Here is a 13,833-nt window from a genome sequence, read left to right as displayed (position 1 = left end):
AGTTCTATATGTAGTGCTTTGCATCAAAGATGTTTGCAATTTTATTGATGCAGAACAAAGTAAAAAGAGGAGAGCAGGAATGATGGGCGCTTGCGCTTAATGTAAATTTATCCGCTTATAAAATAAGCAAGAATGGGGCCTGAACGCAGGAAATTCAGGCCCGATAGGGATAACGTCAGGCGAGCAGCGCGTCGTTAAGCAGGTCGACCAGCAGCAGCAGGGCGTAGCGGGCGGCTTGTGCATTCTCGGGCAGGGGCAGCAGCGCGGAGGCCATATTGCTTAATGAATGGTCGGCGGGAGTGAGGGCGAAAATTGTCGCTTCTTGTACCCGGGCCAGCAGGGTCGCGCCCTGCAAAATCGCATCGGCCTCGCCGGTTGCCAGCACCAGCAGAAGATGATCGTCACTAAGGGTACTGGCTATCATGCGCATCAGGGCGCTGTCCTGGCAGAGATTCATCACGATCCCGATGGAGAGCAACTGGTGCTGGAGCAGCGTGGCCAGCGCAATATCCTGTGCGCCAAGGGCGAAACAGTGTACGGCGCGGGCATTTTGCAGACGCGTGCGCAGCTTTTGCAGCGTAGATTCGGGGGTGCTTACCAGCTGTTGTTCCAGACTTGTGCTAATCAGGCTTAATTTGTCGCGCCACGCGGCGGGCAGCGCGGCGCTCTCTTCGTTTAGCCAACCGGTGCGCCGTTCGCAAGCCTGCGCCAGCTGCTTACGCAAATCACGAATATCCTCGCAGCCTACGGAGCGGGCAAAGCGGGTAATCGTGGCTGCGCTCACGCCAGCGCGCGCCGCCAGTTCATCAATCGAGGCGCTGGCGGTAAAACTTAAATTCTGCAGAATAAATGCCGCGACCTTCGATTCCTGAGCGCTTAAGCGAGTCATGCCTTCCTGTAACTGTCCTACGATATCCATGCTTTCAGCCTCTCTCTGCCACCGCCAGATTGAAAATATTTTTCAAATAATGATGGCTTTTTATACCACTTAATCACGCGTAATGCCTGGGATTATTGCTGATTCGGCTTTTTATGGGCAATTATAAGGATGAAAAATAACGCCTCGATCACGTAAGTGAAAAAAATTTTCATATAGCCTTCTTCTGTACCCGCACCTCGCCCTATAGTCGATGGTGCCTGTTTAGCACTCGCTCAAGCAAAACCCATGGGGAGGAATTATGCCACGTATTGTCCTGTGCTGCGCCGCTGGAATGTCCACCAGCATGCTGGTTAACAAAATGAAAGCCGAGGCGCAACAGCGCGCGCTGGCGCTGGAGATTTACGCTGTACCCGTCGCCGAGTTTGAGCGCGAGTTGCCCAATGCCGACGTGATTTTGCTGGGGCCGCAGGTGAAATATGAAGCGGCCCGGTTGACGGAGCTTGCTGCCCCGCACGGAAAAGCCGTGGCGGTGATCGACATGGCGGATTACGGCATGATGCGCGGGGCCGCCGTACTGGATAAAGCGCTCGCTCTGCTGAACCACTAACGCTATCCCATCAACGCGTTCATTTCGCAAAGCCACTGCGGCCTTGCGCGGGGATCTGTACGCCAAAAATGAGGCCACTATGCAAGCATTGAAAATAGCTGTAATCGGCGGCGGCAGCAGCTATACGCCGGAACTTATCGAAGGCATCATCCTTCGCCATCAGCAGATTCCGGTCACGGAGCTGGCGCTGGTCGATGTTGACGCCGGGCGCGAGAAAGTGGCGATTATCGCCGCGCTGACCCAGCGTATGTTTAAGCGCCATGGCCTCGAACAGGTTAAGGTCAGCGTGCATTTCAGCCTGGATGAGGCCATTCGCGGCGCTAAATTTGTGCTGACTCAGCTGCGGGTTGGTCAGCTGGCGGCGCGGGCGGCGGATGAGCGTCTGGGGCTGAAGTATCAGCTGCTGGGCCAGGAAACTACCGGCGTCGGCGGATTTGCCAAAGCGCTGCGCACTATTCCGGTGATTTTACAGGTTGCCCGCAAGGTGGAAGCGCTGGCGCCCGATGCCTTTATCCTCAATTTTACCAATCCGGCCGGGATTGTGACGGAAGCGGTGAGTCGCTACAGCAGCGCCAAAATCATCGGCCTGTGCAACGTGCCCATCAATATGCAGCATATGATTGCCGGAATGCTGGACGCAAAAGAAGAGGAGGTTCGGCTGAGCTTCGCCGGGCTGAATCATATGGTCTGGGTACACAAGGTGATGCAGGGGCGGGAAGAGGTGACCAGCAAGGTCATCGACATGCTGTGTGACGGTCAATCGCTCTCGATGAACAATATTCAATCGCTGCCGTGGCCGGCGGAGTTTCTGCGGGCCCTGAAGGCGATCCCCTGTCCCTATCATCGCTATTACTGGCTGACGCCGGCGATGCTGGCGGAAGAGATTGAAGCGGCAAAAACCAAAGGCACCCGCGCAGAGCAGGTGATGAAGGTGGAACAGGAGCTGTTTGATATCTATGCCCGGCCCGATCTGGATGAAAAGCCCGAACAGCTGAGCTTCCGCGGCGGTGCGTACTACTCCGAAGTGGCGGTGGAGCTGATTAACGCCATCTACAACAATCTTGGCAAGGAGATGGTCGTCAACACCCGCAACAACGGCGCGATTCACGGCTTCGATGATGATGCGGTGGTGGAAATTAACAGCATTATTGACGCGCAGGGCGCACGACCGCTGGCCTTTGGCGCGCTGCCGCCGATCATGAACGGACTGACGCAACAGGTGAAAGCCTTCGAGCGCTTGACGATTGAGGCCGCGGTCCACGGCTGCCGGGATAGCGCGCTGCTGGCGCTGGTGAGTAACCCGCTGGTCGGGAATGTGACCGATGCCCGGGCGCTGCTTGATGAGGTGTTAACCATCAACCGCCCCTGGTTAACGCAGTTTAACTAAACTTTTCCGCCTTCGGGGATACCACTATGTCTCGTACTTCATTTATTGAACGCTATGTCATGCCCGCCGCGCTGAAAATCGGCGGGCAGAAGCATGTCCTGTCGGTACGTGACGGCATTATCCTTAATATGCCGTTTATGCTGATCGGTTCGTTTTTCCTGATATTCGCTTATCTGCCGATCCCTGGTTACGGTGAGCTGATGGCCAGCGTGTTTGGCGATGCCTGGCGCGATAAGATGCTGTACCCGGTCAAAGCGACCTATGACATCATGGCGCTGCTCTCCGCCTTCGGCATTGCCTACCGGCTGGCGGAGAAATATCGCACCCTGGATCCGCTAAGCGCCGGGGCGATGTCGCTGGTGGCGTTTGTGATGACAATCCCCCAGGTGACGCTCTTTACGCCGGCAGACGGTTCAGCGGCGCAAATCGTCAAAGACGTGCTGCCGGTGGGGATGATTGGCAGCCAGGGACTGTTTGTGGCGATTGTGATTTCGCTGCTCTCTACAGAGATTTATCGCCTGGTGGCCAGCCGTAATCTGGTGATCCGCATGCCGGACGGCGTACCGCCCGCGGTGGCGAAATCTTTTCTCGCCCTGATCCCCGGTTTCTGCGTGCTGGCCGTGGTGCTGGCGCTGCGCCTGATCGTTGAAGCTTCGCCGTTCGGCGATATCAATAGCATGATTACCACCCTTATCGGTATTCCCATGTCGCACGTCGGCGGTTCGCTGCCGGGGATGATTATCTCGGTGATCCTGATTGGTATCCTGTGGACCCTGGGGCTGCACGGCGACACCATTGTGCTGGTGTTTATTCGCCCGGTCTGGCTGTCGAATATGTCGGAAAACCTGGAAGCGTTTCAGAATGGACTGCCGATCCCGCATATCATTACCCAGCAGTTTTATGATCTGTGGATTGCGCCCGGCGGTACCGGTGCGCTGCTGGGGCTGGTGATTTTTATGCTGCTGCGCAGCCGTAGCCAGCAGATGAAACAGCTGGGAAAAATCGCCGCGCCGGGGGCGCTGTTTAATATCAGCGAGCCGATGGTATTCGGCATTCCGCTGGTGATGAACCCGTACTTTTTCCTGCCGTTTATTTTGACGCCGGTCCTGCTGGTGATTGTCTCGTATACCGCGATGGCCACCGGGCTGGTAATGAAGCCGGCGGGGATTGCGCTACCGTTTACCACGCCTATTTTTATGAGCGGCTATCTGGCGACCGGAGGGCATATTTCCGGCGCGGTGCTGCAGGTGGTGAACCTGGCGATCTCGCTGGTGATCTACTATCCGTTCTTCCTGGTATGGGATCGCCTGAAGGCGAAAGAAGAGCAGGCGTCCGCGCAGCCGGAGGCCAGCGCGACGCTGTCGGCGGCTGACCGTATTTAAAGCGTATTCCCGGAGGCGGCGCTTGACGCGCCTGCCCGGGCTACCGGCCCGCAGACGGCTGTGAATCGGTAGCCCGGCTAAGCGTAGCGCAAGCCGGGGAGGGGGTTACTCCTGCAGCCACCATACCGCTTCAAACGGGCGCAGGGTCATATCGGCAGGGCGGTTCGCCGCTTCCGCGTAGTTGCTCATGAGCGTCCGCCAGTCGCCACTCATGGCTTCCGGCTGCCAGCGCTGGAACTCGCGGCTCAGGTTCGCCACGACGACCAGCGTTTGTCCCTGCCACTGACGGCGGTAGCACCACAGCGACGGATGTTCCGGCAGCAGGTCCTGGTAATCGCCCCAGGTCAGCACCGGCGTGCTCTTGCGCAGCGCAATCAGCTGCTGATAGGCATAAAACACGGATTCCGGGTCCGCCAGCGCTGCTTCGGCGTTAATCTCGCGATAGTTGTCGCACAGCGCAATCCACGGCTCGCCTGCGGTGAATCCGCCGTTTTCACCGCGGTTCCACTGCATGGGCGTGCGGCTGTTATCGCGCGATTTACTGGCCAGAATCGCCAACAGTTCATCCGCGTCCCGGCCTTGAGCCGCGCGTTCGATATACATGTTGTGGCTCTCAACGTCGCGATAATCGGTGATGCGCGTAAAGTGCGGATTAGTCATGCCAATCTCTTCGCCCTGATAAATATAGGGCGTGCCCTGCATGCCGTGCAGCACCATCGCCAGCATTTTCGCCGCCGGGACGCGGTATTCCCCTTCATCACCGAAACGGGAGACGATGCGCGGCTGATCGTGGTTACACCAGAACAGCGCATTCCAGGCGCGATTGTGCATTCCCTGCTGCCAGTGCCTGAACAGCGATTTCAACGCCACAAAATCCGGTCGCGCCAGCGTCCACTTCTCTCCGCCGGGGTAGTCCACCTTCAGATGGTGGAAGTTAAAGGTCATCGAGAGTTCGCTGCCGTCGAGCGCCGCATATTTTTGGCAATGTTCAAGCGTGGTGGAGGACATTTCGCCCACCGTCATCAGATTTCGCGGGGTGAAGACATCGCGGCTCATCTCCTGCAAAAATTCGTGCGCTCGCGGACCGTCGGTATAAAAGCGGCGGCCATCGCCAGCGGTATCGGACGGGAAGGACTGGTCTTTGGAGATAACATTGATCACGTCGAGGCGCAGGCCGTCGACGCCGCGATCGGCCCAAAATTCGCAGACTTTTTTCAGTTCTGCGCGCACGGCAGGGTTTTCCCAGTTCAGATCCGCCTGCTCAACGGCGTACAGATGCAGATAGTACTGCTCGCTTTCGGCGTGCCACTGCCAGGCGTTGCCGCCAAACTTAGATTGCCAGTTGTTCGGCGGGGTGGTCGGCTCGCCGTCGCGCCAGATATAGAACTGGCGATACGGACTCTCTTTGCTGAGCGCTTCCCGGAACCAGGCATGCTCGGTCGAAGTGTGGTTCAGCACCATATCCAGCACGATACGAATTCCTCGCGCCTTCGCCTGCGCCACCAGCTCATCGAAATCGTCCAGCGTGCCGTAGGCAGGGTCGATAGCGGTATAGTTGGCCACATCGTAGCCGTTATCCACCTGCGGCGAGACATAGAACGGCGTCAGCCAGATAGCGTCAACGCCAAGCTTTTGCAGATAGTCGAGGCGGGAGGTGACGCCGCGCAGATCGCCGGTACCGGTGCCGGTCGTATCCTGGAAACTCTTCGGATAGATTTGATAAATAACGCCGTTTTGCCACCAGAGGGGAAGGGTATTCATATTGCGTTCCTGCTACAAAAGAGGGGGGCGACAGCGCGCCCCGAAAATAAGATGTCAGACAATCTGTAAGGTGCCCTGGCGGAATTTGCGTTGGTAAACGACCGTCGTCAGGACAATCGGCACAATCACGGCAATGGCCATCGCCAGTGCGTAAACCTGCCAGTAGGTGGGTTGAATAGAGAGAATGCCCGGCAGGCCACCGACGCCGATGCCGTTGGCCATCACACCGTTCAGTCCGCACAGCAGCCCGGCAAGACCGGAGCCGACCATCGCGCAAAGCATCGGGAAGCGGTATTTCAGATTGATACCGTACATAGCGGGTTCCGTCACGCCGAGATAGGCGGAAATGGCGGCCGGAACGGAGATTTCGCGTTCGTTCTGTTTACGGCTGGCGATGATTATCCCCACCACTGCCGACGCCTGAGCGATGTTGGACAACGCAATCAGCGGCCATACCGGCGTACCGCCCATGCTTTGAATCATCTGCATATCGATGGCGAGCGTGGTCTGATGGACTCCGGTGATCACCAGCGGGGCGTACAGGAAGCCGAACAGCGCGGCGCCAATCGGCGCAAAGCTGCCGGTTAACAGATGACGCACGGCCCAGGCCACGCCGTCGCCAATCATGCGGCCAACCGGTCCGATAAAGGCGTGCGCGAGGAAGACCGCCAGGATCAGCGAACAGACCGGCACGATCACCAGGTAAAGATAGTCAGGCACGATGCGTTTCAGCCGCGTTTCAATAAAGCCGAGCGCCAGCCCCGCCATCAAGGCCGGAATCACCTGCGCCTGGTAGCCGACTTTCTCAATCGTAAACAGGCCGAAGTTCCATACCTCCGGCACCTGCTGACCCAGCAGGTAGGCGTTCATCAGCTGCGGAGAAACTAACGTAACGCCCAGCACGATGCCGAGGATCGGCGTGCCGCCTATTTTCTTTACCGCAGACCAGCAGATACCCACCGGCAGGTAGAAGAAGATCGCCTCGCCAATTAGCCACAGGAAGTCATAAAGGGTTTTCAGCGACGGATGCATCTGCGCCAGCGTCTGGCCGTTGCTCATTGGCAGATCGCCGATCACGTTGCGGAAGCCTAAGATCAGGCCGCCGCTGATCAGCGCAGGTAGCAGCGGGAAGAAGATCTCCGCGAAATGTGAAATGAGCTGTTCATGCCACTTCATATTCTGGCGTGCGGCTTTTTTGGCCTGCTCTTTATCCGCGCTGGCCTGGCCGGTGGTCGCCAGTAGCGCTTTATAGTAGTCGCCAACCTCGGTACCGATCACCACCTGGAACTGACCGGCGTTGGTAAAGCAGCCCTTCACCATGCGTAGTTGTTCAATTTCTTTCGGTTTGGCAATGGCTGGATTATTCAGCACAAAGCGCAAACGGGTAATACAGTGGCTGACGGTGGCGATATTATCGCGTCCGCCCACCAGTTCGATAAGTTTATCGATGTCCTGCTGATTTACTTTACTCATGATGAGGCCTCATGACCGAGGGGAGAGGTTGCATTTAACTTGCAGTGGATCCTACTCGCTCCGTTTGAATTGCAAAATGGGAACGTTCCCGAAACGCAGCGAAGATCACATAAATCGTTAAGACAGGCTTAATTCAGTACGGCGGGAATGACGATTTGACGAGGCTCCCGACTGCCTGCGATCTGCTCGATCAGCTGCTTAGCCGCCTGGCGTCCGGACTCGGCGTAGCCGGGATCGACGGTCAGGATCTCCGGGTGGAGAAACTTCATCAGCGGCGTGCTGCCGACGCTGGCAAGCTGGAGATGATCGATACCCTGTTGCTGGAGATATTTGCTGGCCCCCAGCGCGAGGGTGTCGGTGGCGCAGACCAGCGCGCTGGTTTCAGCCGACAGCAGGCAGGCGACGTTTTCGTAGCCCTGCTTCATGCCCAGGCCTGGCAGCGCGGCAAGGGGCGAGAGGTGCTTTTGACGGCAGAAATCGAGGTAGGCCTGGTGGCGGCGCTGCCCGGTGGTGACGTCGCTGTGCGGAACGCCGAGGAAGCTAATGTGGCGATGCCCGCGATCGTACAGGCGCTGCATCAGCATCCTGATCGACCCTTCATCGTCATAGCACACGGAGGCGATGCCCGGCGCGTCGCGGGCCAGCAGCACCAGCGTCTCCCGCCACGGGGTGAGCATCTCTTCATGGATGCCGGTAAAACCAAACAGCACCACGCCGTCGATATTGCGCCGGGCGAGCATGCCGAGATGCTCCTCTACCAGCGCCGGGGAGAACTGGCTTTCCATCATAATCGGATCGTAGCCCTGCTCGTAAAAGGCGGGCAGCATGGTCTGGACGGCAAGGTTTTCCGACAATGAATCCAGACGCGTGACGATAATCGCCACCACTTTGTCGCTCTGGCCGCGCATCGCCCTGGCAGAACGAGAGGGTGAAAAACCGTGCTGCTGCATCACCGCTTCGACTCGCTGGCGAGTACGTTCGCTAACGCCGCTTTCGTTATTAAGCACGCGCGATACCGTCGATTTCCCGACGCCGCTTAAGCGCGCGATATCTTTGATGGTCAGCCGGTTTTGCATGCAGGGTTCTCGTTGTAGTCCGCTTAAAGTGAGCCTAATGCTACTCAACGAAACCACAATGAGCAAAGTCTGGTTTACGTCTGGTTTAGTTGCCGGGGGGTATCATCGCCATAATAGCCACAAATAGATTATCGGTGACGTTATAATTCGCGCCGTTTGTATTCATTTACCGGAGATTTTATGGACCCCGATCCCACTCCTCATCCTCGATGGAGCTACCACTTTTTCCGGTAAATCTGCTTAGCGCTGCTTTACCGGAAGCGTAAAGCAGCGATGTCTTTGATGTCCCTGCCATAAAAATAACATGCCTGACAGGTAAGGTTGACTTGCGCCTGTCGTTAGCGCTGCGTTCGCTCGTGCGAGCGCGGAGGGACCGTTTATGTTGAAAAATTTTACCCGCCAGCTGTTCGCCCAGCTTGGCCGCCATTTACCGCATCGTTTAGTCCAGCGCGATCCGCTTCCTGATGCCCGCAATATGGCGAGCGCGCCAATCCCCGATTCTCTTGGCAAGCAGTGCCTGAACGTCGCGGCAATGGATGATAATGAAATCTGGCGCGCTTTCGCCAGCCATCCGGAAGGGCTCAATGCAGGCGAAGTGGCGCAGAAAATCGCCCGGTATGGCGAAAACCAGATCCCGGCGCAGAAGCCGTCACCCTGGTGGGTGCATCTGTGGAGCTGCTATCGCAACCCCTTCAACCTGCTGTTGACCGTCCTGGGTATCGTCTCCTACTCGACGGAAGATCTGTTTGCCGCGGCGGTCATCGCCCTGATGGTGGGGATCTCCACGCTGCTGAACTTTATCCAGGAAGCCCGCTCGACCAAAGCGGCGGACGCCCTGAAGGCGATGGTCAGCAATACCGCGACGGTACTGCGGGTGGTGAATGAGCAGGGTGAAAGCCGCTGGTGCGAGCTGCCCATCGACCAGCTGGTGCCGGGGGATATCGTTAAGCTATCGGCGGGAGACATGATCCCCGCAGACCTGCGCGTTATTCAGGCGCGCGATCTGTTTGTCGCCCAGGCATCGTTGACCGGTGAATCGCTGCCGGTTGAAAAAGTCGCCCATACCCGCGACCCGCTGCAGACGAACCCGCTGGAGTGCGACACTCTGTGCTTTATGGGCACCAACGTGGTGAGCGGTTCGGCGCAGGCGATTGTTTTCGCCACCGGCGGCGGTACCTGGTTTGGTCAACTGGCTGGCCGCGTCAGCGAGCAGGAAAGCGAGCCGAACGCCTTTCAGAAAGGGATCAGCCGGGTCAGCATGCTGCTGATCCGCTTTATGCTGGTGATGACGCCGGTTGTGCTGCTGATTAACGGCTATACCAAAGGCGACTGGTGGGAGGCGGCGCTGTTCGCGCTCTCCGTCGCGGTGGGTCTGACCCCGGAGATGCTGCCGATGATCGTCACCTCGACCCTGGCGCGCGGGGCGGTGAAGCTGTCAAAACAGAAAGTGATCGTCAAGCACCTCGACGCGATACAGAACTTTGGCGCGATGGATATTCTGTGCACCGATAAAACCGGTACCCTGACGCAGGATAAAATCGTGCTGGAGAACCACACCGATGTCTCCGGCAAGGTGAGCGAACGCGTGCTGCATACGGCCTGGCTGAACAGCCACTATCAGACCGGACTGAAGAATCTGCTCGATACCGCAGTGCTGGAAGGCGTTGAACAGGAGTCGGCGCGCGGGCTGGCGGAACGCTGGCAGAAAGTGGATGAGATCCCGTTCGATTTTGAGCGTCGCCGCATGTCGGTGGTGGTGCAGGAGCAGAGCAACGTTCATCAACTGATCTGCAAAGGGGCGCTGCAGGAGATCCTCAACGTCTCGACCCAGGTGCGCTATAACGGCGACATCGTACCGCTGGACGACACCATGCTGCGGCGCATCCGTCGGGTGACCGACAGCCTCAATCGTCAGGGATTGCGCGTTGTGGCGGTGGCGACGAAGTATCTGCCCGCCCGCGAAGGCGACTACCAGCGCGCGGATGAATCCGACTTGATCCTTGAAGGCTATATCGCCTTTCTGGATCCGCCTAAAGAGACCACAGCCCCGGCGCTGAAAGCGCTGAAGGCCAGCGGTATTACGGTCAAAATCCTGACCGGAGACAGCGAGCTGGTGGCGGCCAAAGTCTGCCACGAAGTAGGTCTGGATGCGGGTGAAGTGGTCATCGGCAGCCAGGTTGAAGCGCTGAGCGATGATGAACTGGCCGAGCTGGCAAAACGTACCACCCTGTTTGCGCGCCTGGCGCCGTTGCACAAAGAGCGTATCGTGACTCTGCTGAAACGCGAAGGACACGTGGTGGGATTTATGGGCGACGGCATTAACGACGCCCCGGCGCTGCGCGCGGCGGATATTGGTATTTCCGTCGACGGCGCCGTGGACATTGCTCGTGAAGCGGCGGATATCATCCTGCTGGAGAAGAGCCTGATGGTGCTGGAAGAGGGAGTTATTGAAGGCCGCCGGACCTTCGCTAATATGCTCAAATACATCAAAATGACCGCCAGCTCCAACTTCGGCAACGTGTTCAGCGTGCTGGTGGCCAGCGCCTTCCTGCCGTTTCTGCCGATGCTGCCGCTGCATCTGCTGATCCAGAATCTGCTGTACGATGTCTCCCAGGTCGCCATTCCGTTTGATAACGTTGACGATGAGCAGATCCGTAAACCGCAGCGCTGGAACCCGGCGGATCTCGGGCGCTTTATGGTCTTCTTTGGGCCGATCAGTTCGATATTCGATATTCTGACGTTCTGCCTGATGTGGTGGGTGTTCCACGCCAATACGCCGGAACATCAGACCCTGTTCCAGTCCGGCTGGTTTGTGGTGGGCCTGCTGTCACAGACGCTGATCGTGCATATGATCCGCACGCGGCGGATCCCCTTTATCCAGAGCCGCGCGGCCTGGCCGCTGATCGTGATGACGCTGCTGGTCATGGTGGTTGGGGTAGCGCTGCCGTTCTCGCCGCTGGCGGGGTATCTACAGCTTCAGGCGCTGCCGTTAAGCTACTTCCCATGGCTGATTGCTATCCTGGCGGGCTATATGACCCTGACCCAAATGGTTAAGGGCTTTTACAGCCGTCGCTACGGCTGGCAGTGAGCGAGGCGCTTTACGAGCAGAAACAACAAAGGCAGCCACGGGCTGCCTTTGTTCATACTGTCTACGATTAGCGACGAATAGCGATCGCTTCAATCTCAATCTTCACGTCTTTCGGCAGACGCGCCACTTCCACGCAGGAGCGCGCCGGGAAGGTGGCCTTGTGCTCGGTGAAGAAGGCTTCATACGCAGCGTTAACGGTTGCGAAATCGTTGAGGTCTTTCACGAAAACGGTGGTTTTAACGATATCGCCCACTTTCAGGCCCGCGGCTTCGACGATAGCTTTCACGTTCTCCAGCGACTGACGCGCCTGAGCCGCAACCTCTTCAGGCACGCTGCCGGTTTTCGGGTCTACCGGGATCTGCCCGGAAGTGATGATCATGTTACCCAGATCAACGCCCTGAACGTACGGGCCGATGGCTGCTGGCGCATTTTCCGTCGCGATAGTTTTAGACATGAGTTCTCCTGAAATATTTAAATGTAATCAGACTGGCGTGGGCCATTATAAAGAGTGCTGGCTGCTTTATCATTAAGCAGGCCGCATTTTGCGAAGGAGAAAAGCGGATAACGCAGGGCGCTATCCGCATAAGGCGTGAGCCGCCGGGAGAAATTATTGGGCGACTTCGGTCCAGGCCATCGCCCAGTCAGAGCCAACCCCCGGCTCGTACTGGCTGGCGTGTTGGCTCCACTGCACGCAGTAGCCGCTGTAGGGGAACGGACGACATTGGTACACTTTGCCATTTTTAGGCTGCATGACCTTCGTTCCCGCCGTATAGCTTTTCAGGTTATCCGGGAAGGTATAATCGTAGTTTCCCGCAGGCGCTGGCGTTGGTTCGCTCTTCTCTTCCAGCATCAGGTTGATCACACCCTGGCTGATGATGGCGCCCTGCGCATTACTGGCTGAGTAGCGCAGCATATGATGGCCTGCCTGAACGTTGGTCAGTGGAATCGATAACGGCAGAGAGCGATTATCTATCGTTTGCTGGAGACTCCCTTTCTCTGCACCCGCATGATCGCTGACGACGGCGATGAGATGCATTTCGCCTTTGGCCGCGGCGTTGAAAGTCACCGTTGCTTTGCCGTTTTCGATGGGGGTTGCGGCGACGTTGCTGAGGCTCAGGGATTCTTTTGCGGTATCGTCCGCTTGCGAATCGCTATAACTCAGCGTGACGCTTTGCAACGCGCTGCCTTGCGGCGCATACACCTGGTTAACGCCATAGATGGGATTAATGTTGCCACTGCCGTCTTTTACTCCGGCACGCAGGCTATCATGGTGTGCGGTATTAATGACTTCCGCCAAATCGTAAGACCATTGGCTGGATTTCCCTTGCGCTTCGCTGGCAATAGTCAATTCCGTTTGCAGCGAATGAACCTCTCCGCTGGCATTAAAGAAATGGGCAATGACTTTATCACCAGCATGAAGATCTTTTCCGCTCAGCTGACCGGTAAGCTGCGTTGTCCAGAGGGAACTGTTCTCAGCGTCATCGCCGGTACCGCCAAAATCGACGTCAATGGCCTGATAAAAACTATTTGCCGTATCGGCGATTTCCCAGACTGCATAAATAACCTGATAACCGGTACGCTCTGGCACATTACATGAGTGGGTGACCTCAATAGCCGGCGTCATGCCGTTACCGTCAATTTGACAGAAGGGCTTACTTTCAAAATCGCTGCGCGTCAGCGGCTTATTTTGGTCCCAGTTCTGTTTGGTTATGTAATAACGCCAGTTGGTAGTTTTATGGGGGGCAGAATGGTGCCAGATGAAGTTATTTTCCCCGCTCTTTATTGCGCTTTTAGCCCAGCGAGTCGGGCTCTGGCTATCAAGCTGCGAGAAGTTGGCTTTACCCGCGCTGGCTAGCTGACCGTCCGGCGGCATTGCGCCTTCAGGAAAACCGCTCGCTTGCTCAACGCTTTGCGGCTCCCACTGTACTGAACCGCAGTCGCTGTTTTTGCCTGTATTACATTGATAGGCCCGACTGGGCGGAAACGCCACGTAGCCATGAGCCAACGCCGAGGAGGTAAATAATAATGCGGCGGTATATATCGATAATTTCTTCAGTTGCATAATTCATCCAGTGAACAATGATTAATTATTGGAAAGCGTTTATGCAGTGTATAAAGCGAAAAATACCGGAGCAATATCGATGATATTTAATGATGAATATAAATAATGACTCATTTT

At 57.0% G+C, this 13,833-nt stretch carries 11 protein-coding genes; 5 read left to right on the top strand and 6 right to left on the bottom strand.

The features are described from left to right. Positions 1-175: 175 nt before the first annotated feature. Positions 176-919 (bottom strand): MurR/RpiR family transcriptional regulator, encoded by a 744-nt coding sequence (locus KO1_RS15270; RefSeq protein ID WP_004108963.1) that lies wholly within the window; start codon positions 917-919, stop codon positions 176-178. Between the two features lie 259 nt (positions 920-1,178). Here KO1_RS15270 and KO1_RS15265 point away from each other — a divergent pair, with 259 nt between their 5' ends. From KO1_RS15265 to celB, 3 genes are all read left to right on the top strand, one after another. After that, entirely contained in the window at positions 1,179-1,487 is a 309-nt protein-coding gene (locus KO1_RS15265) for a PTS sugar transporter subunit IIB (protein ID WP_016809334.1), read from the top strand. Between the two features lie 79 nt (positions 1,488-1,566). Beyond that, positions 1,567-2,874 (top strand): 6-phospho-beta-glucosidase, encoded by a 1,308-nt coding sequence (locus KO1_RS15260; RefSeq protein ID WP_004117522.1) that lies wholly within the window; start codon positions 1,567-1,569, stop codon positions 2,872-2,874. A 26-nt stretch (positions 2,875-2,900) separates the two neighbouring features. After that, complete coding sequence (gene celB / locus KO1_RS15255) at positions 2,901-4,256, top strand: PTS cellobiose transporter subunit IIC (RefSeq protein ID WP_023320220.1); 1,356 nt, start codon at positions 2,901-2,903, stop codon at positions 4,254-4,256. Between the two features lie 105 nt (positions 4,257-4,361). On the opposite strand, the gene treC is transcribed toward celB, so the two are convergent. The 3 genes from treC to treR all read right to left on the bottom strand — a co-directional run bounded on the left by treC (position 4,362) and on the right by treR (position 8,566). Next, complete coding sequence (gene treC / locus KO1_RS15250) at positions 4,362-6,017, bottom strand: alpha,alpha-phosphotrehalase (RefSeq protein WP_023320221.1); 1,656 nt, start codon at positions 6,015-6,017, stop codon at positions 4,362-4,364. A 54-nt stretch (positions 6,018-6,071) separates the two neighbouring features. Continuing rightward, complete coding sequence (treB, locus tag KO1_RS15245) at positions 6,072-7,490, bottom strand: PTS trehalose transporter subunit IIBC (protein WP_004108948.1); 1,419 nt, start codon at positions 7,488-7,490, stop codon at positions 6,072-6,074. 128 nt (positions 7,491-7,618) lie between these two features. After that, positions 7,619-8,566 (bottom strand): trehalose operon repressor TreR, encoded by a 948-nt coding sequence (treR, locus tag KO1_RS15240; protein WP_016809082.1) that lies wholly within the window; start codon positions 8,564-8,566, stop codon positions 7,619-7,621. A 180-nt stretch (positions 8,567-8,746) separates the two neighbouring features. Between treR and mgtL the strand changes: the two genes are divergently transcribed. Together mgtL and mgtA are read left to right on the top strand one after the other, a co-directional pair. Further along, on the top strand, positions 8,747-8,800 hold the full coding sequence (gene mgtL, locus KO1_RS28935; protein WP_139025212.1) for a mgtA regulatory leader peptide MgtL: 54 nt from the start codon (positions 8,747-8,749) through the stop codon (positions 8,798-8,800). A 145-nt stretch (positions 8,801-8,945) separates the two neighbouring features. Continuing rightward, entirely contained in the window at positions 8,946-11,654 is a 2,709-nt protein-coding gene (mgtA, locus tag KO1_RS15235; protein WP_023320222.1) for a magnesium-translocating P-type ATPase, read from the top strand. 67 nt (positions 11,655-11,721) lie between these two features. On the opposite strand, the gene ridA is transcribed toward mgtA, so the two are convergent. Further along, positions 11,722-12,108, bottom strand: a complete 387-nt coding sequence (ridA, locus tag KO1_RS15230; RefSeq protein WP_004108925.1) for a 2-iminobutanoate/2-iminopropanoate deaminase — start codon at positions 12,106-12,108, stop codon at positions 11,722-11,724. 153 nt (positions 12,109-12,261) lie between these two features. Next, complete coding sequence (gene gbpA, locus KO1_RS15225; protein ID WP_024273632.1) at positions 12,262-13,716, bottom strand: N-acetylglucosamine-binding protein GbpA; 1,455 nt, start codon at positions 13,714-13,716, stop codon at positions 12,262-12,264. Positions 13,717-13,833: the final 117 nt, after the last annotated feature.

The organism is Klebsiella oxytoca NBRC 105695 (genome assembly GCF_001598695.1).
GTDB classification, from domain to species: Bacteria; Pseudomonadota; Gammaproteobacteria; order Enterobacterales; family Enterobacteriaceae; genus Klebsiella; species Klebsiella oxytoca.
Note: the sequence above shows the minus strand (reverse complement) of the source record. Positions and strands in the feature narration are given on the sequence as shown.

Bases quoted from the DNA above. Each gene is read 5' to 3' on its own strand.
- KO1_RS15270 (WP_004108963.1), bottom strand. From the start codon at position 919: ATGGATATCGTAGGACAGTTACAGGAAGGCATGACTCGCTTAAGCGCT.
- KO1_RS15265 (WP_016809334.1), top strand. From the start codon at position 1,179: ATGCCACGTATTGTCCTGTGCTGCGCCGCTGGAATGTCCACCAGCATG.
- KO1_RS15260 (WP_004117522.1), top strand. From the start codon at position 1,567: ATGCAAGCATTGAAAATAGCTGTAATCGGCGGCGGCAGCAGCTATACG.
- celB (WP_023320220.1), top strand. From the start codon at position 2,901: ATGTCTCGTACTTCATTTATTGAACGCTATGTCATGCCCGCCGCGCTG.
- treC (WP_023320221.1), bottom strand. From the start codon at position 6,017: ATGAATACCCTTCCCCTCTGGTGGCAAAACGGCGTTATTTATCAAATC.
- treB (WP_004108948.1), bottom strand. From the start codon at position 7,490: ATGAGTAAAGTAAATCAGCAGGACATCGATAAACTTATCGAACTGGTG.
- treR (WP_016809082.1), bottom strand. From the start codon at position 8,566: ATGCAAAACCGGCTGACCATCAAAGATATCGCGCGCTTAAGCGGCGTC.
- mgtA (WP_023320222.1), top strand. From the start codon at position 8,946: ATGTTGAAAAATTTTACCCGCCAGCTGTTCGCCCAGCTTGGCCGCCAT.
- ridA (WP_004108925.1), bottom strand. From the start codon at position 12,108: ATGTCTAAAACTATCGCGACGGAAAATGCGCCAGCAGCCATCGGCCCG.
- gbpA (WP_024273632.1), bottom strand. From the start codon at position 13,716: ATGCAACTGAAGAAATTATCGATATATACCGCCGCATTATTATTTACC.